This window comes from Pirellulales bacterium (assembly GCA_036499395.1).
GTDB lineage: Bacteria > Planctomycetota > Planctomycetia > Pirellulales > JACPPG01 > JACPPG01.
The window spans coordinates 1-25,115 of record DASYDW010000066.1; the positions used below are offsets into that span (position 1 = coordinate 1).

A 25,115-nucleotide genomic window follows, 5' to 3' on the forward strand; every position below is an offset into this window, starting at 1 on the left:
CTGCCCACATTGGAGATCACAAATTGTGATCTCCAACTTGCAAGCTCTTGTACTGTCAATTGAAACATGAAGTCTAGCGGGAATCTCGCGGCGTTACGTTTAACCGCTTGAACCAGCGTACGAGTTTCGACGCCATATATCGCGGCCAGGTCAAAATCGAGCAGCACCTTATGCCCGCGAACAATAATGATTCGCTGGGCGATCCGTTCGGCCGGCAAATGAACCGCTGGCCCCTTGGCTTTTGACTGCCTTCTCATTTCGCGAGCGACATTATCCCACCGAACCGCAATGGTCAAATGCCAAGGCGCATTTGCCTTGTACGATAACAGTGGAATCCCGGAATGATGCAGATTCTTCAAGACGCTGTTGTGGATTTGCACAGTTTCTTGCACATAGGGCGAGGTCATTCGAATTCGTCCAAGATCCTCAATGACTTATAATTGCACCTATCAGGACCTAAACCTTGTGCATCCTGAAATGAGGCACGAGAGAATCGCAGTCGAATCAATATCTTAACTTTGTCGTTGACTCCCAATCCACGTCGCGCTACGGTTGCACATTCGTTGCACACTTTCGCGCACCACGGGAGGCTTATGGACAGACTGGAATTGATGGGAGGACGGCTCCGTCTTTATAAGCGGCCGAAAAGCCGCTTCTGGCAGTGCTACACCCATCTCGGCGGGCGTTCGTGGCGTGAATCCACAAAGCAAGAGAGTCCTGCCCTTGCAAAGGAGTTCGCAGAGGATTGGTATCTCAATCTCAAAGGCAAGGACCGTGTCGGCGAGTTGAAGGGCGGGAAGACCTTTCAATTTGTTGCGCAGCAATTCCTGACGGAATACCGGCTGCTCACCCAAGGAGAACGTAGCCCCAAATGGATTGAGTATCTGGAAATGGCTCTCGACAAGCACTTGATACCGTACTTCGGTCCTCTGGTGGTCGCGGATATTACGTCTGGCAAAGCCCAGGAATACCGAATGCATCGCGTCAAAAACGGCTACCGTGGCAAGCCGCCGACCCGTAAGACGCTTGAAAACGAAATGATCGCTCTGCGGCAGGTTCTAAAGACTGCCGTTCGTCACCGTTGGCTGGCCTATGTACCGGATGTATCACCACCCTTCAAGGCATCTACCAAAGTCTCGCATCGAGCTTGGTTTTCTCAGCAGGAGTATAGGAAGCTGTACGAGGCGACTCGCGAAAGGGCCGCTCACCCCAAGAAGGAAATGTGGCGGTGGGAGTGCGAGCAATTGCACGACCTCGTTCTCTTTGTGGCCAATACCGGTTTGCGGCCTGACGAGGTGAAACGGTTGGAATATCGAGACGTTCAAGTTGTCCGAGATCAGGACACCGATGAGACGATTCTCGAAATCGAAGTCCGTGGCAAGACCGGTGTGGGATTTTGCAAAAGCATGGAAGGAGCCGTCAGGCCATTCATGCGGGCGAGGAAACGCAATCAGCCAAAACCCACGGACCGCATTTTTCCGAAACTGCACAGGCAGCTCCTCAACGACATACTGACTGAACTTGGCCTAAAAAGAGACCGCGACGGCCGCTTGCGGACGCTCTACAGTCTGCGTCACAGCTACATCTGTTTTCGCCTCATGGAGCGAGCAGACGTGTACCAGATCGCCAAAAATTGTAGAACCAGCATCGAAATGATCCAAAAGCACTACGCGGCGCATATCAAGAACACGCTCGATGCCGCGGCGATTAATACTAGGCGCCCAAAGCCGAACAAACGTCGGACCAGGGCTCGGGCCGACAGGATACAAGAAAAATCGATTGGCGACGTCGTATCGTAACGCTATAGGTGAGCGTTGTGCGGGCGTGGCGGAACTGGTAGACGCGCAGCGCTTAGGACGCTGTTCCGCAAGGAGTGTCGGTTCAAGTCCGGCCGCCCGCACCAAAGAGGCGCGGCCCGTGTAATGCGAAGGAGCCCATTCATCGAAAACTCGCGCCAAATCGAATTAACATTGCGATCTAAAACGGCTTTCGCGAAGATAATTACCTTTCGTCGCGTCCTTGGGCGCAGGTGATTAGCCAATAATCTGCTTCGCGCTCTTGCCGATACGCCCACTTTTTAAGGGAATGACACCTTCGGTTGTGTGGCTCTTATTGCTCTCACGTTGATTGCCGCAAAACAGGAAGCACTTTGACCAATACTCAACGAGCGTGGCCGCTCGTTTGGCAGAATTGTCGCCCCCATACGTGTACGAGGCTCTGAACGAGTTGTTGGGAACTGCCTGGCGTGCGACGACTGATCGCGAGGTGGCATCTGCAGCATTCCTACCTTTCGATGCCGCGGCTAAAACGCTAGTGGAACTTCGCGCCGCGACCCAGAGAACTTAATTTCTCGATTGGAACTTCAAGGATTGGACGCCCCAAATGACTGATGGATCACACGTTTTTCGTACGGCCGCCGCCCTGATCCGGAGCGCCGAAGCATTTCAAAAGTTGACAACTCCTGCAGTTTTGGCCAACGACCTCTCGGCTATTGCAAACATTGCACGAGCTCGAATTGAGTTGATTCGTAGCATTGAAGCTAAAGCGGCACGTGCGGAGGCAATCTGTGGGGCCTTTGAGTCACTTCAGTCGCTTACGGCGGCCCAATCGATGGCCAACACGATTGCAAAGCTGAGCAGCTCCGCCGAGGCGATCGCATCGCTAGACCGGCAGAGCAAGTGGCTTCAGAACATCCGAGACGCGCAATTCCGTCTCCCGGCAATTGAATCAACGCTTGCCGGTGTGCTTCAAAAGATGGAAGCCTCGCAATTACTCGTGTCGGGCATCTCGACTGACCAAATCGGCGCTGCACTGCCAATCGGTAGGCAACAGCAACGGCAACTTGTTAATTCTTTTAGCAAGCTGGGGGAAGCGCATGATCGCTTCTACACAGGCGCTACCGGCTCGACTTCTACACTCTTGAGCATCGAGCCGGCACTTGTTGCTGGCCCAGCCACAGAGTATCTCAATGCAGCCGACTTCATCAACGCTACTACCGGTCAGTTGGCAGACGAAACGACCCCAGGGATTCAGATTGTCGCAGGTGAGCGACAATCGACACTTGACGCTGCGAGCAGCCTGACGGAAGAGCTGGCGAGGCGCTTCCCCGATTTATCAGAAGCACTCGAAGGAGCGAGAATCGCGCGCGCCGAGAAAAAAGCGGACTATGTGCGCCATTTTTTAACCTCATACCGTGAACTCTTAACCCAACTCCTTCACAGGCTGGCTCCCGACGAATCTGTGAAGGCATGGACGGATGACCGTAAGGATTTCGACAAAGGCAGACCAACTCGCGCAGCGCGCGTGCGATTCATCTGCCGTCAAATCGTTCAAGAGAAGCTCCGGAGTTTTGTCGACAAGGATATTCCCGCGGTGGTAGAGCTGTTTTCCATTTTTCAAGCCGGAACGCATTCTGCAGCGTCGCCGTTTCCGGAACGACAGCTCGACGCAGTCCAATGTCGCGTGGAAGGCGCGATGCTTTTCTTACTACAGATCGATTCGGCTGGAGTCGGTTAGTGATTGCAATATGACGCTGATTCACCTTGTTTGCCAATATGACTACTTCGCCTTCGCGCGAGTCCGTTTCTGCGTCATTGCGTCCGCACCACGAGCAAACGGTGCTGCGTGATTATCCGCAAGCAAAATAAGGACAACAGTCGGATGTTGACCGAACTGGAAGCCCAATGTCTGGGTTATCTCACCCACCGATACGAAAGCAGCCCAGGCACTAACGTCTCGCGTGATACTATCCTGCACGAACTCAGGATAAGTGATGCCGACTTTGAATTGGCGATGCGTAGACTTCACCATCTTGGCGCCATTAGCGTCCAGTCGACGGACGCGAAATACGGATTTTCCATTACGCCCTTGCCTGGAGCGTTCGATGTGAAAGCAAAGTACGAACATTCCGCTCGCGAGGCGGCCAGGCCTCCCGACATTGTCGCACAATTAAAGGAGGCCATGCACCGCAATCCCGGAACCGCGTGGCTCCTCATCAGCTTCGCTGGATTGACGGCACTGGGCACCCTAATCAGCACATGGTGGGACGTCATCGAGCGGATCGTGAGACTTATCGGGCAGAGCAGCTAATCGAAGCCGAAGCTCGAGAGGGCGAAGTCGGCGGTCGTGTCAATGCGATTGCCATTAGGATCGTAGTCGTACCCGTTGCCGACGAGGATGCTGGCATTCGCCGTCAGGAGTTGCCCGTCCGCGTCGTACAAATACGTCAGGCTTTCGCTGCGATGCTCGCCATCGAAGAACTGCGACGTTTGATTAAGCGCATTGAAATGTCATGTACGGCTCCCGATCGTCGCGTCCTTGCTGACCGCAATTCACTCAGGGGCGCTTCCCTAGAATCAAAAACACCGACCAAATCGCCCAGATAATATTGGTGCCAACTAGCGCCAAGGTCATTCGTCTACAATCAGCTGTCGCCATCGCCACAATCGAATTTGCGTCACTCGTAGGGATCGCCGAAAAACTATCGAAGTGCATATCGTAAAGCTGCACGCCGAGAAAGGATGTGATTGCCACAGCCCAAATGCATATGCACGCCGACAGTATGGCCCAAACGGAAAACACGCCTATTCGCATCCGTAGCATATGCGCTCCCGTCCAGCAGTTTTTACTGGAAAAGACAGTCTTCATCGTTGTACAAGTCCCGGCACTTGCCGCCCAGGGAACGGTCGTTGTACCAAATGGCTCTACTTTAGCGCCCAGTCGAGCCAGCCTGACGATCGTATCGCTTTAATCTCCACGGTTGGCAGTTTCTTGCGACACTCGGTGGCTTTATCCTTTGTTACGCTTGTGCCGTGAAGCTCAAGCACTCGCACTTGGTTCCCGACACCAAGTGCGCTAAGGTCATCCAATAGAGAACGTAGGCCCGTCTCGTCGAACGTAGGGTCTTTAACAATGATTGTAGGAATGACCTGGGCGGCCTCGCGGAGTTGTGACGAACCGCCGGTGAACGCCGAGAGCGTATATTGCAGTGCCACATCCGGAAAGGAGGTGTGCAGTGCCTTGAGCTGCGCTAAAGAAATCGAAGTATCTCGAAAATCGATTTGACGAAGGAATTGAAACTTCCGCAGCCACTCATCTGCGGACGAATCAAAATCGCCCCTGCCAATTGCTATCTCCCCCACACGATCAGCGCGGTTCCGATCTTTCCCAAAGACGACAAGAAGGAGCTTGTATTCTGGAACTGGGAAGCGCGCGGTTATTGTCCACCCCGGCGCGAGATACCGAATAGCCTCTTGCTCGTCGTCCCATTGGCTATCAATGCGATGCACTCTGGCGAACTGTAAAAGCAAGACGCCGAGAAACACCAAAAGGGAAATCCACCCGATCATTCGCCACGGTGGTGAAAGCAACTCGACTGCTCCCAGGTTCAATAACAGCAGCGTAATAGGTCGGCAGCCCAAGGTCGCTTTAGCAGCGCCAGCCCAAGCGACGCGCTATTCATTCGTGCCCTCGGTCCCAGGGCGGAGAACAACGGCCGATCGTCGGATCGTAGTGCCGCCCTGGCGCGTCATGCTGGCACCCTGCAAGCATTGGTGCGTTAAGATCGCCTAAGTAGTCGTATGCGTTGTCGATGGCAGTTCTAGCAATGCGAATCGTTTGGTCGGCAATGCACTCGCTGTGGGAGACAGGTCGGGCGATGCAGATCATTTGGGCGGTTCTCCTTTAACTATTCTTCGTGTTGACCCCACGGTATTCCCGGTGCCCCAGTGGGACATACGTCCACCGTCTGTCCAACCATGACAACTCGAATGGCAGCCGACGTTCGGTGAAAGCATTTCCTTTCTTCGTTGCTTTGGAACGACGAGGTGGCACCTGCACGTCGATGTCGTCGCCTTTTCCTTTTTCGTCGATCCCATTTGGGCCAATGCTTCTGAAATGAATCTCCCCGTCCTTGCGCACGTCGAGAATAACGGATTGGCCCCATGCGTCCTTCCCCTCCGCAATCCCGGGCCAGGAAATCAAGCATTCTCGATCAAAGGCTCCATCTGCTCGTAAGTAGTCCAAAAGCCCTTGAAGACCGCCGGCTGGTAGTCGGTCCTCAAGGATTTTTACCCTTTCAGTCTCACCAGCAAGGCGGTGCAGCATATCGCGAGTGCCCTTGTTCTGCCTCCTTGGCTCGCGCGCACAGCCAAGCGCGCCGCTTGCTATACAAAGTATGATCACGAGACGAATAGAGGGCATGTTATCTAAGAGCCGGCTTGGTTTGCGCACTCTCTAGCTCAAAGCATGGGTAGTATTTCTGTACCATGTCACTGTAAATCTTGAATACGGCTTCCTGCGACACGGTCACTCCCGTATAGCTAGAAAAGCGTTCGATGTCCTCATCTGTGACAGGTCCAAGGTTCACTTTATTTACGTATACGTCGGTATTCGGATAGCTTCCAAGAAGGCTCCATGCGGATTGCCATGCCTCATTCAAGGCAGCGTTCGACTGAAAACGGCGATTCTTCAAGTCGTTTTCAAATTTCTGTAGCTGGTAAATATTGTTGAATATCTGCTCCGCAGCGTATCCGAGCCCTTCAGCCTGCCGCCATACCGACTGGCCTCTATGAGAATATGTTTCATCAAGAAACCAATCTTCTTTATCGTCGAGTACATGAGTCAGTTCGTGCATGAACGTGCCTTCCGGAATTGAGTTGACCGATCCGGATAGGGCTAGAAGGTCAAACGTGAAGTTGTATTGAGCTGCGTTGCCGCCTGTCAGTATTGACCAAGCGTTCTGGATAACATTAATCCCCGATGAAGCCTGTCGCAGGTTGGCGAAGTATGCTCCGAGATGAAAAGCATCGAAATATGCGTATTTCTCTTGCTCTGCCTCAATATCATTCAGTCTGCCAAGCAATCCCCCACCTTGATTATTGGCGGGGGCGGTCCTGTCAGAAGCAAGTAGGATGTTCGTAACAACAGGCGGAACAAGCCCCGTCGGATCAGTTGCATTCGTCGGCCTGTTCCCAGTATACCGATACAAATTCGACGGATCGCCCTGGAAGCCAATAGGGTCCTGGCTTATGAATCGTCCGATCCCTGGATCATACCACCGATTCGTGTTGTATTGCAGCTTCGTCAGAGGATCATCGAAGCGCCCCGTCCAGCCAAAATCAGCGTCGAGCGTGCCTGTATTTGAGATCGCATTGCCGAATGCATCGTACGACTTGTGCTGAACGACCGTCCCTGTGTTGCTAATCCAATCGCGGACGCTGTTCAAGTCGTCGTCCAGAGCCCAATCGACGTTATTGCTGGCATCTTCCTGAGCGAGCAACAAATCGACCGCTGGTGCCCATAAGTACCGGTCCTGCACGGCACCATTGTCGGCCAGGCTCAAGACGATCTGGCCATTGTCGTAGATGTAGTGCGATGAACAACTGGCAACGCCGGTCTCATGCGAGATTACCTGGCGTCCGACCATGTTGTTGAACATGTCGTACGTATAGTGGATCTCCCAGTTCTCGGTCGTCTTCGCACTGCTCGTATAGTCAGTGACGCTCGCCAACCGATTGCGATTATCCCACGTCAATAACAGTGTCTCGCCCGTAGGATTGCCGCTCGCGTCCAGCACGGTGCGCTGCGTCATATTCCCTTCGGCATCGTACGAGTATGCACAGGCCGTTCTGGACGTAGCATAGACAGTTTCCGCAATGCCGCTATTGCTTCGCTGCCGTTCGATTTACCGAGAGATTTCAGTCTTACGTCGTCATATCGCGACCCAACCAGTCGATTAGCTCTTCTAGTTGAAGACCCCGTTCGTTCGGTTCGTCGTCGTCCTGCAGACCTGTCTCGCACAGCTCACTAGCACACGAGCTACGCAATTTGTCTCGCTGAGTCCAATTAAGTGCTATCGTCGGTGATGTATCGACTGCATCAAGAAGCTCCGGATGATACTTCGAGATGACTTCTTCAAGCAAAGTCGAAAGTTGCTTGGAAAGTTGAGACATCGTTGTTGCACTCCTATACAGGCTGCGGAGGTCTCCCCTCAGGGGTGCTCGAACCTTAAGAATGCTTCCAGCACTGAGAGCCCCTACGACAGGTGCTGTCGAGCCCATTCTTCGCGAATCTTGTTTCCGACTACTCCTGTCAATGCTTGTTCGAGGTCGTAGTGAGTTTCAATATTCTCGACGAAAGATACGCATATTAGGTCGTCAATTTCAGAGGCTCCGCTGGACATCGCATTTTCAAGGCACTGAACTACTGCAGCCTTGTCTTGGCCGCCTGCCAGTATGTATCTCGTTAGATCCCCGAAAAACACGTGCGGGAGTAGTTCGCCATTGTCGGCCTGACGTTCCTTCAATAGACGGGCAACTCCATGAAACTCCGCAGCTAGTTGCTCACAGAATAATATTGTCGTGCCGTTCATGTCTCAATTGCCGCCCTGTCTCATGAGAGCATCTGATGCTTCCTCGGATCATCCGAGCGTAATAATGTCCCATTGGTCCGACTCAGGAAACCGAACGATTTCAGACGAGTCGTCCTTATAGAATTGGATTTCATCGAGCCATTCTCCGGCTAGAAATAGCAGGGCATGGATCGACATGCCATCAATGTCCAATACTTCAGCTTCCGTCGGAAACTTACGTTGCACAGAATCAACGGATGGGTGCAAAAACCTTAAGCTACCGTTGGCGTCGCATTCATATACGGAAGCCTCGTCAATTTGCGTCAGGAGTGCACTGGCGCTCGTCGCACTAAGGATGCGCCGTATTAGAGTAGATTCATTTGGCCGTAATGCGCGATGTTCCATGTAGACGTCCGGTTCTGTTTTCGCTAAATGCCTACGGAATATAGTAGGTGCCGATATTGATTGTCCCGTTGGGGAGCGTAAAAGCGCGGTATTCAATCGTACTGCCATCAACGACGGCGCGTCCCCAGAACCCGCCGTTGAACTTCGATCCGGCCGCCGCCGCAGCTTTTATTTGCGCGTTAATAGCGCCCTCAACGGCGCTCTGCGATAAGCCCGTGCCAGCTAGATGTCGCGCCCCGTGCCCAAAGGCCGTCAACGGCGATATTGGGCATGCAAGTCCAAATGCACCATTTTTCAGGCCTTGAGCAGCCTGTTGAATCGCCGCTTGGAGGTCGGCTCGCTCCGCTTGTAACTCCGCCAACTCCGACGCTACCGAATTGGACGGAATTTGCAATGTAATCTTCGTATTCTCGTCAATGCTGAAGGTTATAGGCGTTCCCTGCTGCTGAAGCTCTTGGATGCGAGCGTTGACCTGATCGAATCTATAGCTTTGCGGTGCCGACCAGACTGTCTGCCCCGTCGGATCGACGAAGTTCGTTGGACTATTGTCAACATAACGATACAAGTTCGCGTCGCCGGCAGCGAAACCTGTCGGGTCCTGGCTCAAGAACCTGCCGGTTTCGGGATCGTACCAACGGCCGCGACTGTCGCCGTATTGATTGTACTGGAACCCTGTCAGCGAATCGCGAAATACGCCCGTGAAGCCAAAAACGGCGTTGACGGTCCCAGAACTGAGACTCGCTTCCAAATCGCCGAAGGCATCAAAAGCATTGTGCGCGACGACTGCGCCTGAATTGTCTATCCAGTCACGGATGCTGTTCAGGTTGTCATCCAACGCCCAGAGAACATTGTTGCTGGCATCCTCTTGCGCCAACAATAAATCGACTGCCGGAGCCCATAAATAACGATCCTGCACAGCACCGTCATCGGCCAGATCCAAGACTATCTGCCCATTATCGTAAATGAAGTGCTGCGACGAATTGGCCACGCCGGCGGTGAACGAGACAACCTGTTGTCCAACCAGATTGTTGAACATGTCGTACTTGTTGGTTTCGATCCACTTCACGGTCGTCTTAGTACTGTCCGAGTAGTCAGTCGCGGTTACCAGCCTGTTGCGATTGTCCCACGTCAAAACAAGCGTCTCGCCCGTGGGATGGCCATTACTATTCAGCGCAATGCGCAGCGTCATGCTCGACGTTCAACGCCGATTATCGAGAATTAAAACATCAATCTGGCGTCGCAACGACCGCGATGACTTGCCCTGTTTCATCTACGAGGATCTCAAAAGGTGCTTGAAACTTCGTCCGCCCTTTCAGGTAGAATCGTCTATCCGTAGGTGGCAATACCTGCATATCGGGTGCAATAGCATCTTTATAACTGTTTAAGCTGGTTCTGTCTGAATACTGAAACTTGTTCTGCAGAATAAAGTCTTTGACGCATTCTCGCGGAATTTTAAATCGTACGAACATCCACGCTGCGCGGATGAATGATGGATCTTCTATGCTTGTGACTTCGGACACATCGCAAGAGATTTGCACCCCTGTCGAATCCTGTAGAAATGAAATCGGTTCCGTTTGTACGCATCGCCACACGACTAAAAGCAGAATAACTGCGATCGCGAGAATCGCGGCGCATCGACGTAACCGAACGCTTGCTGTTGACATAGAGAATGTAGGACGGCTAGCCGCCTTCGCCGCTCGAGTCACGCGAGACCACCTGTCGTCCCATCATGTTGCTAAACATGTCAACCGTACTTTTCGATCTCCGCTCCTACAGGATTGGTATCGAGGTTATCCGGCAAGTGCCTGTTAATCTGGGGTTGCTACGAATATCGCAAGTTCTCCATTACCATCAAGCAGCACCTCAAATGGCAAGCCGTGTTTTGTTTTGCCCGATTTGTAAAAACGGTCGGTGTTCCCAGAGACGACGAGTAATTCCTTCGGTATCGCGTCTCTCTTGCGACGCAATTCAGTTCTATCTGTAGCCTCTAAATCATTTAGCGTCGCGATCTCCTTCACACGATCACTCGGTACGTGGCAACGAACAAAGATCCAAGCAGGATGAATAAAGGAAGGGTCTTCAATAATTTGAAGCTCCGAGACTGCGCACGGAACGTGGATATTCGTCGCGAGCTGGACGAATTCCCAGTTTCCCTGACGAAAATAGCGAGTCAATGCCGCAACAGAAGCGATTACCGCAGCTAATACGCAGAGGGCGACTATCGCACGGCGCCGCCAGAAAGTCTGCCGCATCGACGCCCGTTCATTCGCGTTTCGTGCGATACCGAGTTCACTGACCATCTATTCATCACCCGGCGATTGCGCGCCGGCCCATCGAACAGTGCTTTGAGTCCAAATCTGTCTTGCTTTCAGATCGACGCTGCTCACCTCGAAAGGCTTACCACTAATTAGATAATATCCATAAATGACTTTTAGTTCTGCATACCAAGGACGGCCCGAAATCTCCTCGCCAAAGGGCTTCGGGTCAAAATCGTACGTATCTTTAAACGTTATAGTTCCATCAAACGTCCAACGCGGTGGAACTTGGCAGTCGGTTGTAAGAGTTCCGACAAAATGCACCGTAAAATTTCCTAGCGTTCCCGTTGATTGCGATTGAGCCGATACATCGCCTTCAAGGAGACCTGATGCCTGGCTTCCTTGCTCTTTTGCTTTTGCCTCTAACTGGTGAAGTAACTCATAGAATTTTGGAATATCTCGCACATCGAGCGGATCTGGCCGCACTGATATGGCCTCGGCCTCGGAAAGCACGTACGGCCCTCCAGTAGCCATTACGTAATGCGTCAGCAGTGCTCTCGCAAGCGGATTGTTCTGGGCTAGCAACGCCAGCAATGTCCCAAGTCCGTTTCCTCCCGATGCGTACCCAATCGGCTCCAGTCCGAATGGGTCAATTGCATTCGTCGGTCCGTTCTCGACGTATCGGTACAGGTTTGAATCGCCTGCCACAAACCCTGCCGGATCTTGACTTAGCCACCGCGCTGTTTCGGGATCGTACCATCTGTCGCGATTATTCTGAAAGCCCGTCAGATCATCGCGGAACACCCCCGTGAAGCCAAATGGCGCGTTAAGTGTTCCAGTGCTCAGGCCAGCTTCCAGATCGCCAAACGCATCGTAGGCGTTGTGCGCCACAACGGCGCCGGTGTTATTGATCCAATCGCGAACGCTATTCAGATTGTCATCCAGCGCCCAATCGACGTCATTATTGGCATCTTCCTGCGCGAGTAGCAAATCCACGGCGGGCGCCCAGAGATAACGGTCATCGACGGCACCGTTGTCGGCAAGCTGCAATACAATTTGGCCGTTGTCGTAGATGTAGTGCTGCGAGCTACTCGACACGGTCACAACATGGGAAACGACCTCCCGGCCGACAATGTTGTTGAACATGTCGTACGTGTAGGTGACCGTCCACTGTGGCGTGGCGTGCGAAGACGCATCGGCCGCTGAGGCGTAATCGGTGACGCTCGTCAATCGATTCCGATTGTCCCAACTCAAGACGAATGTCTCGCCGGTGGGATTGCCACTCGCATCCAACGCGGTTCGTTGCGTCGTATTCCCTTCTGCGTCGTACGAGTAGGCATACTTGCCGTCGTTCGTGACCTCGTTGTTGGTGATCGTCGTGTAGGCGGTGGTCGTGGTGCCGCCGAAGATCACCTGGCTGGTGGTGTCAGTACGATTGCCGTTCTGGTCGTAGTCGTAACCGACGGCCGCGATGCCGCTGGAATTGGCGTTCACAAGCTGCCCAGCCGCGTCGTACGAATATGTCAGGCTTTCGTTGCCGTGCTTGGCATTGACGAACTGCGAGATTTGATTGGCGGCATTGAAGTGCCAGCCGTAGTTCTCGATCGTCGCGCCGGTGGGACCTGTATCGAGCAAGCCCGTCAGTTGGTCGGCGCCATTGTACGTGTAGGTGCTATTGGCCACCGAGGTCGAAAACGCATCACTATAACGGTCGATCTCATCGATCTGGCCCAGCCCGTTGTAGCCGATGTTGACTGCTTTGTTCGCCACCGTATTCCCGGGCAGGCCAAACAGACCGGCCAAGCCGAACTGATAAATCTGCGTCAGCCGGTTCAGGTGGTCATACGAGTAATCGTTGAAGAAATCCAAGACGCCGTTGATGCTGGCCCCTTGCAGCGAGACCAGATTGCCGTTGTCGTCGTAGAATTGACCGATCTGGACCCCGCCGGTGAGCCCTGCCAGGTTAGATGTGGTTTGGACCAGGTGGTCGTCGCCGTCATATTCGTAGTCGTAGTTGGCGTCCGCCGTGGCGCTTCCCACGGTCATCGCTGTGGCGCTCAACATCGCCCCGTCGTCGCGATACAAGTAGCCGATGGTGTAGTAGGCCGTGCTCGAACCGGCAGCGTACCAGTCCTCGGCGATCTCGCGGTTCAGGCGGTCGTATTGGTAGGTCGTCGTGCGGCCGTCGCGATCGATCTCCGACTTCACATTGCCGTCGGCGTCGTAAGTATACGAGCGAGCGTTGCTGAGCTGATTCGTATCCGTAAGCGTGCGGCCGTCGTGGTCGTAGGTGTAGGTAGTTGTGTTCAGGTCCGGATCGGTGATCGTCTTCTGTTGACCCCACGCATAGTACGTGTAGTTCGTGACGTTGTGGTCCGGGTCTTCGACACTCGTCTGCCGGTTCAGATGGTCGTAGACGTAGGTCGTCGTATCGCCGAGGGCGTCGGCCTGCGTCTTCAGGTTGCCGTTGGCGTCGTAGGTGTAGGCGGTATAGGCCGTGCCCGCGTCGGGCGAGCCACTCGGGCCGGCCGAAGGGCCAAGACCCGTCGTGGGATTCGGCGCGATCTCACGGCTTAGCCGGCCGTCACCGTCGTATTGGTCGGTGGTGACGTGTCCCAGTGGATCGATGGTTTCAATCCGCTCGCTGTCTTTGTCGTAAACATATTGCGTCACGGGCCGATCGGCGTCGGTGCCGTCGTCGGTGGGAATCGGTTGCGTTTCCTTGGTGAGCCGGCCCAGCGTGTCGTACTGGTACGAGGTGGTGTTCCCCAGCGAGTCGGTCTGGGTCAGCTCATCGCCGGCGGCGTCATAGGTGTAGACGGTATACGGATAGCCGATGGTCGGATCAGCGTAGGGAGAGCGATTTCCTTCGGCGTCAACCGGACCACTGCCATCGCCCGTGTTGGGCATGATTTCTTCATGCACCCGCCCCAGACCATCGTATTGATACGTGGTGATCTGGCCGAGTTGATCGACCGATTGAATCAACTGCCCGGCGGCATCGTAGATATTCTCGGTCTTGGGATTATCCGAGCTATCGTTTCCGCCGAGGCCCGTCCCCGGATCAGGCTCGATCGTCCAGGTCAGCCGATTGCGGTAGTCGTATTCGTAGGTGGTCGTGTTCCCCATCGCATCGGTCGTGGTCGAGACATTGCCGTCGTTGTCGTACGTGTAGGCCGTATAGGGAGTGCCTGTCGCCGGCGTACCGTTGAGCCCTCCTATCGGCCCTAAACCATTGACGGGATTGGGCATGATCGTGCGGACGAGCTGCCCTTCGGTGTCGTATTGGTAAGTCGTCTGCCCCTCGGCGTTCGTCATGCTGGTCATATTGCCAGCCGCATCGTACGTATACGTCGTAACCTGCGAGCCAGTATCGTCCAGGCCAGTCAACGGATTGGGATCGACCTCTTTCACCAGGCGATTCATGGCATCGTAGTAGTATGTCGTCAGCCCGCCGTTCGGGTCGGTCATCGTTTTGCGATTGCCGGCCGCGTCGTACGTATAGCTCGTCTCGGGGCCGTTAACGCTCGGGTTGCCGTTGGGGTCGGGCGCGATGACGTCCAGCAAATTGCCCATCGGATCGTAGTCGTACTTGGTGACGCGCCCCAGCGGGTCGGTCACCGTCTTCAGATTGCCACTTGAATCGTACGTGTAAGTTGTCTGCAGCGTGCCGCCGTTGGGATCGGTTTCGATCGTCTTCCAAAGATTGCCGCGCGCGTCGTAGACGTATTGCGTGGTGTTATTGAGCGCATCGGTCTGTGTCAGCACCCGCCCACTGCCATCGTAGGTGGTGCTGGCCGAGGCCGTCGCCTGCGAGAAACCTGGATTCGGAAGCGCCGTATGGATCAATTGGTTCTGGGCATCGTATTGGTAGGTCGTGACGCGGCCCAACTCATCGGTCGACGTCGTCATGTTGCCGGCGGCATCGTAGTCGTAACTGACGCTGGCATGGTCCGCGGTGCCCACCGCGTAGTTGATGGTCTCGACCTGGCCGAATTTCCCAGGCTGAGCTGCATTTGAGTAGTACGAATAAGTGGTCAGAATTCCCAGCGGATCGGTCTCAGTGAGCATCAAACCGCCCGGCAGTTGGCCTGGCGAGGTCGGTGCCGGTGTGTACGTGTAGATCGTCGTACGATCGTTCGTGCCCGTACCGATTTCGTGAACCGTAAGCACCAAACCCGTGATCGGGGCGATCGTGTAATCGGTTTCGTGTCCCAGCTGATCGATATGCGTGGTCGGCACGTTTAAGACCGGGTCGTAATCCCAGTGCTCGGTACTGCCGTCTGGGTACTGCACCTCGATCACGTTGCCTTTGTCATCGTAGGTGTACGTGGTAACGAGCGTGGTGAGCCCCTGGTCGTTGTTGGGCGCCGTAGTGGTCTTGGTGAGAATCCGCCCGTTGAAGTCCCGGGTGTAGGATGTCGTATTGCCGTTGAAATCGGTCTCGCTGAGCACCAAGCCATGCGCATTGAAGATTTCGGTGCTCGTATGACCCAGCTCGTCGGTGATTGTGGCCGTACGGTTGGTGTTGGTGACGAAGGCCGCCGCATTGGCCGAGGAAGTGCCCGTGCCGGGGGCTAACAAGCCCGAAACTACTCCCGGCATGATCTGCTCTTTGGTGTTGTCGTCGGCGTGCTGGATGTAGCTCAGTCGGTTCGTCGAAGAATCAAATCCATAATTCGTCTGGGTGCTGATGCCGGCGGTTACCTGGGTCAACGAGCCGATGAGCTTGCTTGTCGGATCGTAAGACATAGTGCTGACGATGGCCGAGCCGCCTGACTGCGGCGGCGGAGTGGTGACCTGCGTGAGCGTGTTCGTGGCACTATCGATATGCACGCTGGTCACATTATTCGCAGCGTCGGTCACGGAACTGAGCAGGCCACTGGTGTAGCCGAACGATACCGTATGGCCGTAGTTGTCCGTGATCCCGCTCAGGCTGCCGTTGCCGTTGTACGCGTACTTCGTATCGTTGCCGTCGGGCTGGCTAGTACCGGTCAACTGCCCGGCCGCCGTGAAATACTTCTTGTTTCCTTGCGGATCGGTGAGCGTGAACGAACCATCGGTATTCTTCATCAGGTTCGTGTAGTAGCCGTGCGGCGTATCGTAGCCTCCCCACGACGAATCGTACGGATAAAAGGCCGCCTGTCCGTCACCGCTGACGTAGGTGATCCCGGCCGGCTGTGTTGAGCTGCCCGCCTGAGGAATCAACTGATCGAGGCTGCTGATCCACCAGCGGTTGCCGTAGGGGCTGGCGATGTGGTTGATGATCGCCTGCTGGCCCGAGTAAGCTTCGGTGACTGTCTGCGCCGAGCCGCCGCCGGACGCGTTGAAGTGGTAGTTGACCGTCATCGACCACAGGTAGGTGCCGGTGCTGAGCGCCGCGGCGTCGAACTCTTGGGCGAGCTTGATGTACGAGCCCTGCGCCAGGCCGGCGCTGCTGGCGTAATACTGCGTGGGGAGCGTAATGCCGCCGAAGGTGAGCGTGGCATCGGCCGAGTAGGCCACTGTTCCGGCTGCTGCGGTCGGAACGGCCTCGCTGAGCGCGACGATCGGATGCGGGTTATCGTCTGACTGATAAACGGCCGTTGCCGCGCCCGAGAGCGAACCAGCGACGAGCGGCTGATCGAGCGACAACGAGCCGGTCGCCGCCGTGGCGTCGAGATCGCTATCCGCCTCGGCCGTCATATCCGACGAATCAACCCCACACCCGCAGTTATCGCCTTCGTCATTATTGGGGTCGTCGTCGGAGTCCGTGTCGGAGGTGTGGATGGTGCCGGTGGCTTCGTCGTCCTTGAGAATGGCATTTGAAGGTTCGGATAATTTGATCGTAAATGTCTTGTCCGGCTCTTGATCGTCACTGGAGCTGGCGAGGATGCTTATTGTGATCGTGCCCGAATCCTCGCCGGCGGGAATTGTCAGATCGCCGCTCTTTTCTTTGTAGTCGACGCCAGACTCGGCTGTGCCATCCTCGGTCTCGTAGTGTACTGTGACCGGTGAGGTACTTGTTTCGTCGAGCGTTACCGTGAACTGCATCGGAATCGTGGAATCTTCAGCCGCTGGCTTTGTCGCTTCGTTATCGACAATTGAGAGCACTGGTGGAAGTAAGATATATGACGACGCAACGCCCGCTCGGAACTCATCATTTGCTTGAACGAAAATCAGAACTTCCCCCGGACTATTCTGATCGAGCGGTGGGTCACCATTGTTCGGCGCGTCCGCGTTATTGTCGTACGTAATCGTACGCAGTACTTTCTGATAATCCTCGACGCTGTCTACGCCTGACAATGTAAGGACACCATTCGCATATACTTTTGAGATTTGTGTGCCGGTCGTGTCGCAGTCGAGAACATCACCGCTTGACGGATGGGGCGTTGGGCCATTCAGATTCGAAATCGTCGCAGTTAATGACGTCAGTGTTGATACGCCATCTGTTAACGTCGCGTTGGGTGCCGCAATTGGGATCGGGCCATTATTAGTCCATTGGGTGTCGAGGTTCGTGTTAAACCGAGGATCGTCGGTCTCGCCGTTCAGAATCACAATCGGGCCTTGAACAAACGTAATGGTAGTGGCCGCTGTTATGCTTGGATCGGCATCTAACCATGCTTCTATGGTAAAACTGCCTTGGCCCCACTGTTCTATAGCAACAGCGCTTCTAAAGGGACTAGCATTAGATACCAGAGCGTTGGCAACACTCGCACCATTATCATTTGTTATGGCATGATAATCGCCAAAAGGAGATGAGTGCGCCGTGCCGTCGACCGTCATATAATCTACGGTTGTGTATTCTGTCGACGACGTAGATGTAGATATTGTGAAGAGAACTCTGCTGTTGGGATAGTCGAGCTGCGCCGACAAAGTCAACTCTGGCGAAGCATCAAATACTCGCCGACTCTCCAACTCCTCGAACTGATGCCTTCGCCTTTTTGAGCATCGTTTTGAACGTCGCATAAGAAAGCCTACCGCTTCAAATCGCCGAAACCAGCCCGATGTCTTAACACGCACGATGCCGTCTCCGAAGGTGGTGCGAATGACGATGTATTTGGAATTCTGGACGGTAGACCGTCGCTGAATACAAGAGTTATTTCTCAGCAACCCCCTACCAACTCCATAGAAGCAAAGAAAATAGTAGACTAGGTAAGAACGCGACGTTATACCGGGCTTGCCGCTTTCTCGCAACTGTCGCTAAGAATGACGAATGGTATGTGACTATATGCCGGTAGCGGTGGGTAGTGGAAAGTAATCACATCCAAGCCGACTCCTAGATCTCTCGGCGTCTTCGCCGCAACTGACCAATGACAGTTCAGACCCGCGATAACAACTGGTTTCCGCGTATTTGCCGGTATTTGCCCGTCCACTCTCGAACTCACGGAGCCCCCGTACCTTAAGGCGAGCAATTATGGCTAAACAACGCGTCAACAAGGCCGCGCAGATCCGCAAGACAATCGAGCAACTTGGGGCAGGCGCACGACCCCGGGAAGTAATCGCCGCCTTGGCCGCCAAGCGGATCAAAGTCACGCCATCGCAAGTAAGCAATGAAAAGGCAGCACTTGGCGGATCGACGGGCGGGCGCAAACGCGCCAAGGATGAGATCAGCATGGATACGCTAATTGAAGTGAAGAAGCTCGTCGATAGGTTCGGACTGGAAAATGCTCAAACGGCGATGGACGCCTTGTCGCGTTTGCTCTGAGCATTCAGAGCGCGAGCATTTGTAGTGAATTGTCATTACGGATCGCTTATCCGCTTGGCATAGTTACGACGGCGCTTATAAACTTCCAGTCGGCTCGGGAGTTTAGCGGCTCCGCCAGCCTGGTCGCTGGGGAAGTGTAGGGGCTTCCCTGGCGGCTACTATGCCTTAACGTCGAAATACCTTCGTCTGATTGCCGGCCTATTGTCGGCGGATTACAATCGCCACGGCTGTGCGCATGTGCCCACAGCTTGAGCCGTCTGGAACGCCGTCACGCTCCCAGGCGGCTTTTTTCGTGCGCGTAGGGTACTGCCTAATTTTCAGGAAATTCTTCGAGGGCACCTCGCCTGCGGCGACCGCGCGCTCGCGGGCTGCGCTTCGCTCCGGTCCAGATCGGACGCCTTGGCCCCTTTCGCCCGACTGGTGCGACGGCCTGCGGCCTCAGGCGGTCACCTGACGGTGGCTGAAGACCTGCTTCTCGTGCTACCGAGCTAGGGGGCACATCCCCCGGGCCGTCAAGGATCGGGACCACGCGACCGCCTCGGGTCTCCTTCCCACCTTCCTCCGCTCGCGCTTCGTGCAGGCGGGCGCCTCCCAACGGCGGTCGTCCTTGACTGCCCTCCCCCTGAGTTTTGGGCGCTTCGCCCCCGTTGCCCAAAAGCATGTGCTTTTGATGCACCGGGTTTTTTTCAATCTCAGAGGGAGTACCAGACCATGAGCACTGCCAACACCAAACGCACCGATGTGTACAGCCGCGTTACCTCCACGATCGTCGAACAGCTTGAGCGAGGTGTGCGGCCCTGGATGCAACCGTGGAAGACGGAGTATGCCGCCGGACGAATTACGCGACCGCTGCGGCATAACGGAGAGGCCTATAAGGGCATCAATGTCATCACGCTGTGGATGGAAAGTGAATTACGCGGTTTTGCCTGTCCCTTCTTTCTGACCTTCCAGCAGGCCAAGGAACTGGGCGGGTTCGTGAAGAAAGGCGAGCACGGATTGCCCGTGGTCTATGCCAGTACGTTCAAGAAGACCGACACCAACGACGACGGGGCCGAGATCGAGCAGGAGATACCGTTCCTCAAGCAGTACACGGTCTTCAACGCCGAGCAAATCGAGGGCTTGCCAGAACGTTTCTACGTTTTGGCCAAGCAACCTAAAGAGAAGTTCGAACGCATCGAGCAGGCCGAGCGGTTTTTTGGCAATACCAAGGCAGATATTCGTTATGGCGGTAATCGGGCCTATTACGCCATAGATGCCGACTATGTGCGGATGCCGCCGTTGGAAACGTTCCGCGATGCCGAGTCGCACGCGGCGACGTTGGCCCATGAGATCACGCACTGGACACGGCACCCATCACGGCTCAACCGCGATCTCGGCCGTAAGCGATTTGGTGACGAGGGTTACGCCGTCGAGGAGTTGGTGGCGGAGCTGGGAGCGGCCTTTCTCTGTGCGGATTTGCAGATCACGCCGGAAGTTCGCGACGATCACGCCAGCTACATCGACAGTTGGCTCAAGGTACTCAAAGACGACAGGCGGGCGATCTTCTCGGCTGCATCACACGCCAGCAAAGCGGTTGATTTCTTGCACGGGCTCCAGGGAGCCGGTCAGACCTGACCGGTTCTCGGCCTTCATTGCGGCAGGACTTCACTCGTACTTTCGGCAGCCAGTCCAATGGATACTCAATATACGATCACCGATCCAGACGACGCATCGCGGCCCCCGCTGTTCAGCTTCAACGAATGGCGACAGGTCGTACACGTCCTGAAGCTCTCCAAGCGGCAGGCCGAAATCGTCGGCTACCTCATGCAAAGCCAGACCCGCAGCTCAATACAGCGAATTTTAAAAATCAAGCCGTCAACCTTTCGGACACAATACGACAGGGCCAGGGCACGACTCGGAGCCAGCGACAAGATGGCGATAAGCTATCGCGTCTTCGAAGTATTTCGCCAAATCCACGGACGCGATTAGCACTGTCGCCAAATAGGGCGACACCTAATGAGCGACGCGCTTGCGGGCGACACCTAAACAGCGACTCGTCGCCCGCTCAGCGATGAACTATTCTCCGCTCATTGGTACTGATGCTGTTTCCTGAGTAACGGTGCCTATGTGGTCAGTATGAAAGGTCACCAAGAGTCTCACTTCGGACAGAGGAGCGGGATTGGCGACCACCGACAGAAGGACCGCCTGCAGTGCCGCATTGCCGCCCCCAATCTTCACCTCGAAGGAATGGCAGGACCTGATACGGTTCTGCGGACTATCCCCTCGGCAGGCGCAAATTGTTGGGCTGGTAATGCAAAGCTGGGACCGAAACGAGATCGTTGCAGCACTCAAGATCAGCGAGTCGACCTATCGTACGCAACTCGACAGAGCGAAGGCTCGGCTTTCCGCGCGAGATCGGATTGGGATTGTGTACCAGATGTTCTCGAAATTCCGCCAAACGGTCGAAGTCAAGGACGCTTAACGTCCAATGGCACATTCACTGAACGCTAAACCAACCGAAGCTAATGGCTAGCATCTAAATCGGCCGCGTCGTCAAGCCAGGTGGCTTGACGATCTTCTCGCCCCTCGGGTCACCGTACCGGTGTCCCTCGGTGCTTCAGCGTCGAAGAAGCGTTTTGCGTTCTCAATCTGCGCCATCAACCGGAGACCACGATGTATCCACGAGTTCTTCTGAGTATTGCCTTCTCGATGATTGTCGGATTCAGCATGTCGACCAAAGCTTCAATCCTGAATTACAGTTCGACAATTGTTGTCATACCCGCTCCTGCGAACGTGACGCCCGGAAACCTTGAGAGCGACAAGCGAATCCGTGTGTTCGCGGAGCAACAACATCTCACGCTCGCCCATGACCTGGCCGTCGACATTACCGTGCCTGGTACGTCGCCCGCCGGAGGTGTACCGAATCTAAGTATCGGTTCAATCGCCGCTGGTACGCTGGTCGACAGCTATCTTTTGCACTTCGACGATGCAGGCACTCCGGGCGACCCGGTTCACATTACCGGATCGATTGCGTTCAGTGACGATATTCTCGGCATCATTGTGCTTGCGCAATCGCTTGATGGCACTGACGCCTACCCTGGCTTAACCACCACGATCTATCCCTTTGGCGATGCGGCACGGGGATTAGAGCTTCACGACGGCAACGGCTCCGACAGCATCACATTCAGCACCGATTTGCATACGATCGCACTCGATTTTCACAATATCAAGAACACCGACGAAGTGCGGGTAATCACGGCCTCCACGGTGCCCGAGCCTTCGACATTCGCTCTGACCGTGGTTGCCGGACTGGGACTATTTCTTTGGTTGCGGCGGCGTTCGTTGTAACCCGAGGCATTTCGCAGCGCAATCGACTGACTCAGTATCTCATGCACGACAACCCAGGAATATTGCCATGATTCGATTCGCGTTATTTTCCGCACTTGTTGCAATCGGAGCACGCCTTGGACATGCGGCCACAATCGAGCCGCTGATCGTTGGGCAGCCGTCGGGGAATTCCGGCGTTCTCAACTACATGGCCGTTGCTACGTCCGGAGGCGGGTACGCGACGCCTGACCTTGGCAATAATCCCCTTATGGACTCGTTTGCCTCCTCGTTCACGTTTCCAGATGGCTCGACCAGTCATGCAGACGCGTCGTACAGCATCTCAGCAACCCCGAACAGCATTACCATCGTCGTGACGCTCGACGTGTCCTCGCCAGGTGGCGGCGACGATAGCGACGCAATAGTCCATTTGGGCGTCCCGATCGTGATAGATGCGCAGCTTTCCAGTTATCACGCGACCATTGACTGGCAATCATCCAATCCAGTTCAACACAACAACATACCTACTGTTGGCGGACTTCCCACAATCGCAATCGCCGACTACAACTCGTCCGGCCTCCTCGGACCATCGGGACCGGGGACCTATAGTCACGATGGATTCTTCGGCAATACCAGCAATCCAGGACCGGCCTTGGGAGTAATTGAGATCTATTTGCCGTTCTTCGGCCCCTGGAGCGCGCCAGAATTTGAAACCGACACTGTCTCGATTACTGTGTCGATACCTGTGCCGGAGCCGCCAGCTATTGTCATCGCTGGCGTTGCGGGGCTTTGCCTGGCGACCGTAGCCATACTCAATTCGGTCTACCGCCGCGAGCGGGCATCACTGACATCGGCGAGAAATCAATGATTGTCGTTGGCGGTAATTAGGCGTAGATGGAACGAATGCCTGCTGGCCAGTACGTTCCCCATATGCCGCCGCGATCCGACTAACTCACCGCCGGAAACGGATAAGTGGTCCGATTCACGATTTCTGAGATTTGGTAACAATTTGGTAACAGGATTGGCCATGCCGCCGACATGCGGCTACAATGCCGCGCACGGCGAAGTCGTCGTTTTTGTCCGAGTTTTGAGGCCTTTTTTCGCCAATCCCACGCGATCGCAATGCGACTGCAAAGTGCCCGGATATAGGTTGAGGGCCTAGTGGTGGCAACACCGTGCAGGTTCAAGTCCTGTTTCCCGCACTACTTTCTCTGCAAGGACTTCCGAAGAGTTATTGTAGGGGTCAGCGCCGAAGAAATCGGTGGCTGCCAACAGCGATCACGACAAAAACCTCTGGGGCCGGTTTGGGCCGACCCCAGAGGTTTTCTTGTTGCAGCACGTCAACGAAACGGGCGATCAGATCCTTTCCGCCGACTATCTTTCATCGCAGAACGCTCACTTTCGCCGAACACGACGTCGAGCTTTAATCCGGCGGCGATGTTCTGATCCCGTTCTGCACTTTGGAACCACCGCACGCGCTAGAACGCGTTATTCGCGGGCAGGTAGTAAACGTTGATGTCGGAGATCGTCAGGTTAAGGACCTGGCTGGGCCCCGATGCCAAGAATCGCAAGGGTTGAATGAAGAAGCGGAGCTGGCTAGGTCCACCTGCCGCAGTGGCGTTGCCAATCATGCGAAACTTAGCGGGGCCGGCGTTGGCGGACTCCGGCAGATACCAATATTGATTAATTGTATCTAGCCCAACTCCCGAGAGCGGAGCGACGAAAACACTTTGAACGTCGTTGAGATTCGTATGACGCTCGTTCCACAGGTAGCTGTACGTACCGCTGTCGGCCGTAATGGTCATATCGACGGCAAACGAATCCCCAGCATTCCAATAAAAGCTAGTGCCGCCAGACTGACCAGGGTAGTTGTTGTCCTGACAGCGAATCTCGAAACCATAATTGGCAGGCGTGCCGGAAGCAAAAGCTCCCGTCTGGACAGCCAGCGTATTCTTACCGGTGATACCGCCGCTGTTTATCGTCACCGCGATCTGTCCCGAAGTCCAACCTTTTGCGACGAGCCCAGCTAGGGGACAAACGTTCTGCCAAGGGGAACTCAGATTCTGCGAACGCCAATCGGACGGGAAGCTGCAAGTTCCTCGCGACAGCGTGTCGGTGTCGAAATCGGTGTTAGAGTCTTGACCATACTGTCCCGAGATCACATTCCGTGCCGAATTCGTCAATGACCCCTGAGGAAGGATTTCGCCAGTGTTGCCGACCGGGTAGATGGCTCCCGACGGTGAGGACGGGTTCCGAGCTAGCACCCCTTGCAAACCGGACCCCGAATTCTTGGTCTCCAGCATACGGTTGGCTTCCTGCCAAATGGTCAGCGTCGAGCGGGAGACGCTGTCCACATTCAGTCCGTACCGGCCATTGGCCTCGGCGTCGAAGTTTCCAGTGACGGCTGCGCAATTCGAAATGACGATGCCGTCGTTACCATTGTTGGCCGACTCGATGCGATTAGCAGTGACCTGGTGACAATTCACCAAAGTAAAGCCATCCACCCAGCAGCCATTCGTTTGAATGTCATCGAAGAAAGACCCATCCATCTCTTCGAAGTGCGCACCGTAACCGCCGGTCGTGCCCTGACCGCAAAAAGCAATGAAGATCGAACGGAAGACGCAACTCTTGCCGCCGAGCTTCTGGTAAAGGCCGTTGCCATACGGTGCCTGGATCGTGAGATTCTCGATCAGGAGGCGGGAGTAGAGGTCATTCAAACTCTGCGCAGCCGTTCCGTAGGTGTTCTGGATGGCCCAGCCGGTCCCCGTGTACATGAGTCGTGTGGCTTGCTGACCCGAGATGCCAAAATAGACGGAGTTGGTGCCGTTGTAAGAGATCTGTGGAAAGACGATCGTTTGTGAAGTGTACAGGTCACCACTCCACGTAATGGTGCAATCAGGGTCGATCTGGTACGGGTGAGCTGTAATCTGTGAGACAATATTAGAAATAATGCCTGAAATAACAGAATCGTTTGTTGCTATGTCGCCTGGGCTGCTGCTGTTCAGTACGGCACCTGCGGCTCCAAGATCAATCATGGGACACCTCGCAAAAAGAGTTAACGGAAGGACAGGAACTCATACGGATCGGATTCCGGCGAGTTGGCCGGTCAAGCGAC

19 protein-coding genes and 1 tRNA gene are annotated in these 25,115 nt (G+C 54.9%); 9 read left to right on the forward strand and 11 right to left on the reverse strand.

Annotated elements, in window-relative coordinates:
- A partial coding sequence (locus VGN12_12100; GenBank protein HEY4310184.1) for an ORF6N domain-containing protein occupies positions 1 to 407 on the reverse strand: 407 nt, incomplete at its 3' end.
- A 186-nt stretch (positions 408 to 593) separates the two neighbouring features.
- On the opposite strand from VGN12_12100, the gene VGN12_12105 reads away from it, so the two are divergent.
- The 4 genes from VGN12_12105 to VGN12_12120 all read left to right on the forward strand — a co-directional run bounded on the left by VGN12_12105 (position 594) and on the right by VGN12_12120 (position 4,089).
- On the forward strand, positions 594 to 1,799 hold the full coding sequence (locus tag VGN12_12105; GenBank protein HEY4310185.1) for a hypothetical protein: 1,206 nt from the start codon (positions 594 to 596) through the stop codon (positions 1,797 to 1,799).
- A 19-nt stretch (positions 1,800 to 1,818) separates the two neighbouring features.
- A tRNA-Leu gene (locus VGN12_12110) sits at positions 1,819 to 1,903 on the forward strand.
- A gap of 479 nt (positions 1,904 to 2,382) precedes the next feature.
- Positions 2,383 to 3,516, forward strand: coding sequence for a hypothetical protein (locus VGN12_12115; GenBank protein HEY4310186.1), 1,134 nt, complete (start codon positions 2,383 to 2,385; stop codon positions 3,514 to 3,516).
- A gap of 144 nt (positions 3,517 to 3,660) precedes the next feature.
- Positions 3,661 to 4,089 carry a hypothetical protein gene (locus VGN12_12120; protein ID HEY4310187.1) on the forward strand — a complete coding sequence of 143 codons (429 nt, stop codon included), beginning with the start codon at positions 3,661 to 3,663 and terminating at the stop codon, positions 4,087 to 4,089.
- On the opposite strand, the gene VGN12_12125 is transcribed toward VGN12_12120, so the two are convergent.
- From VGN12_12125 to VGN12_12165, 9 genes are all read right to left on the reverse strand, one after another.
- Positions 4,086 to 4,220: a hypothetical protein gene (locus VGN12_12125; protein HEY4310188.1), complete on the reverse strand. Its 135-nt coding sequence runs from the start codon at positions 4,218 to 4,220 to the stop codon at positions 4,086 to 4,088. The genes VGN12_12120 and VGN12_12125 overlap by 4 nt on opposite strands.
- 483 nt (positions 4,221 to 4,703) lie before the next feature.
- On the reverse strand, positions 4,704 to 5,369 hold the full coding sequence (locus VGN12_12130) for a hypothetical protein (GenBank protein HEY4310189.1): 666 nt from the start codon (positions 5,367 to 5,369) through the stop codon (positions 4,704 to 4,706).
- A gap of 313 nt (positions 5,370 to 5,682) precedes the next feature.
- Positions 5,683 to 6,105, reverse strand: coding sequence for a hypothetical protein (locus VGN12_12135; GenBank protein ID HEY4310190.1), 423 nt, complete (start codon positions 6,103 to 6,105; stop codon positions 5,683 to 5,685).
- A gap of 97 nt (positions 6,106 to 6,202) precedes the next feature.
- Positions 6,203 to 7,591 carry an RHS repeat-associated core domain-containing protein gene (locus VGN12_12140; protein HEY4310191.1) on the reverse strand — a complete coding sequence of 463 codons (1,389 nt, stop codon included), beginning with the start codon at positions 7,589 to 7,591 and terminating at the stop codon, positions 6,203 to 6,205.
- Positions 7,592 to 7,703: 112 nt separating this feature from the next.
- Entirely contained in the window at positions 7,704 to 7,952 is a 249-nt protein-coding gene (locus tag VGN12_12145; protein HEY4310192.1) for a hypothetical protein, read from the reverse strand.
- Between the two features lie 83 nt (positions 7,953 to 8,035).
- Positions 8,036 to 8,371 carry a hypothetical protein gene (locus VGN12_12150; protein ID HEY4310193.1) on the reverse strand — a complete coding sequence of 112 codons (336 nt, stop codon included), beginning with the start codon at positions 8,369 to 8,371 and terminating at the stop codon, positions 8,036 to 8,038.
- Positions 8,372 to 8,786: 415 nt separating this feature from the next.
- On the reverse strand, positions 8,787 to 9,821 hold the full coding sequence (locus VGN12_12155) for an RHS repeat-associated core domain-containing protein (GenBank protein HEY4310194.1): 1,035 nt from the start codon (positions 9,819 to 9,821) through the stop codon (positions 8,787 to 8,789).
- A 742-nt stretch (positions 9,822 to 10,563) separates the two neighbouring features.
- Complete coding sequence (locus VGN12_12160; GenBank protein ID HEY4310195.1) at positions 10,564 to 11,055, reverse strand: hypothetical protein; 492 nt, start codon at positions 11,053 to 11,055, stop codon at positions 10,564 to 10,566.
- The gene (locus VGN12_12165) at positions 11,056 to 17,295 is read right to left on the reverse strand and encodes an RHS repeat-associated core domain-containing protein (protein HEY4310196.1); all 6,240 of its coding nucleotides are present in this window, start codon (positions 17,293 to 17,295) and stop codon (positions 11,056 to 11,058) included. It abuts the gene before it with no gap.
- A 1,111-nt stretch (positions 17,296 to 18,406) separates the two neighbouring features.
- Between VGN12_12165 and VGN12_12170 the strand changes: the two genes are divergently transcribed.
- The 5 genes from VGN12_12170 (at position 18,407) to VGN12_12190 (ending at position 22,868) form a co-directional block, all read left to right on the forward strand.
- Entirely contained in the window at positions 18,407 to 18,697 is a 291-nt protein-coding gene (locus VGN12_12170) for a hypothetical protein (protein HEY4310197.1), read from the forward strand.
- 711 nt (positions 18,698 to 19,408) lie between these two features.
- The gene (locus VGN12_12175) at positions 19,409 to 20,311 is read left to right on the forward strand and encodes a zincin-like metallopeptidase domain-containing protein (GenBank protein ID HEY4310198.1); all 903 of its coding nucleotides are present in this window, start codon (positions 19,409 to 19,411) and stop codon (positions 20,309 to 20,311) included.
- 57 nt (positions 20,312 to 20,368) lie between these two features.
- A complete protein-coding gene (locus tag VGN12_12180; protein HEY4310199.1) occupies positions 20,369 to 20,665 on the forward strand; it encodes a hypothetical protein in 297 nt (98 codons plus the stop codon).
- 738 nt (positions 20,666 to 21,403) lie between these two features.
- On the forward strand, positions 21,404 to 22,024 hold the full coding sequence (locus VGN12_12185; protein HEY4310200.1) for a PEP-CTERM sorting domain-containing protein: 621 nt from the start codon (positions 21,404 to 21,406) through the stop codon (positions 22,022 to 22,024).
- Positions 22,025 to 22,091: 67 nt separating this feature from the next.
- The gene (locus VGN12_12190; GenBank protein ID HEY4310201.1) at positions 22,092 to 22,868 is read left to right on the forward strand and encodes a hypothetical protein; all 777 of its coding nucleotides are present in this window, start codon (positions 22,092 to 22,094) and stop codon (positions 22,866 to 22,868) included.
- 610 nt (positions 22,869 to 23,478) lie between these two features.
- On the opposite strand, the gene VGN12_12195 is transcribed toward VGN12_12190, so the two are convergent.
- Positions 23,479 to 25,035 (reverse strand): hypothetical protein, encoded by a 1,557-nt coding sequence (locus VGN12_12195; GenBank protein ID HEY4310202.1) that lies wholly within the window; start codon positions 25,033 to 25,035, stop codon positions 23,479 to 23,481.
- Between the last annotated feature and the right edge of the window lie 80 nt (positions 25,036 to 25,115).

Bases quoted from the DNA above. Each gene is read 5' to 3' on its own strand.
- VGN12_12115 (HEY4310186.1), top strand. From the start codon at position 2,383: ATGACTGATGGATCACACGTTTTTCGTACGGCCGCCGCCCTGATCCGG.
- VGN12_12160 (HEY4310195.1), bottom strand. From the start codon at position 11,055: ATGGTCAGTGAACTCGGTATCGCACGAAACGCGAATGAACGGGCGTCG.
- VGN12_12195 (HEY4310202.1), bottom strand. From the start codon at position 25,035: ATGATTGATCTTGGAGCCGCAGGTGCCGTACTGAACAGCAGCAGCCCA.
- VGN12_12105 (HEY4310185.1), top strand. From the start codon at position 594: ATGGACAGACTGGAATTGATGGGAGGACGGCTCCGTCTTTATAAGCGG.
- VGN12_12150 (HEY4310193.1), bottom strand. From the start codon at position 8,371: ATGAACGGCACGACAATATTATTCTGTGAGCAACTAGCTGCGGAGTTT.
- VGN12_12175 (HEY4310198.1), top strand. From the start codon at position 19,409: ATGAGCACTGCCAACACCAAACGCACCGATGTGTACAGCCGCGTTACC.
- VGN12_12180 (HEY4310199.1), top strand. From the start codon at position 20,369: ATGGATACTCAATATACGATCACCGATCCAGACGACGCATCGCGGCCC.
- VGN12_12120 (HEY4310187.1), top strand. From the start codon at position 3,661: ATGTTGACCGAACTGGAAGCCCAATGTCTGGGTTATCTCACCCACCGA.
- VGN12_12170 (HEY4310197.1), top strand. From the start codon at position 18,407: ATGGCTAAACAACGCGTCAACAAGGCCGCGCAGATCCGCAAGACAATC.
- VGN12_12135 (HEY4310190.1), bottom strand. From the start codon at position 6,105: ATGCTGCACCGCCTTGCTGGTGAGACTGAAAGGGTAAAAATCCTTGAG.
- VGN12_12185 (HEY4310200.1), top strand. From the start codon at position 21,404: ATGTCGACCAAAGCTTCAATCCTGAATTACAGTTCGACAATTGTTGTC.
- VGN12_12190 (HEY4310201.1), top strand. From the start codon at position 22,092: ATGATTCGATTCGCGTTATTTTCCGCACTTGTTGCAATCGGAGCACGC.
- VGN12_12145 (HEY4310192.1), bottom strand. From the start codon at position 7,952: ATGTCTCAACTTTCCAAGCAACTTTCGACTTTGCTTGAAGAAGTCATC.
- VGN12_12140 (HEY4310191.1), bottom strand. From the start codon at position 7,591: ATGACGCAGCGCACCGTGCTGGACGCGAGCGGCAATCCTACGGGCGAG.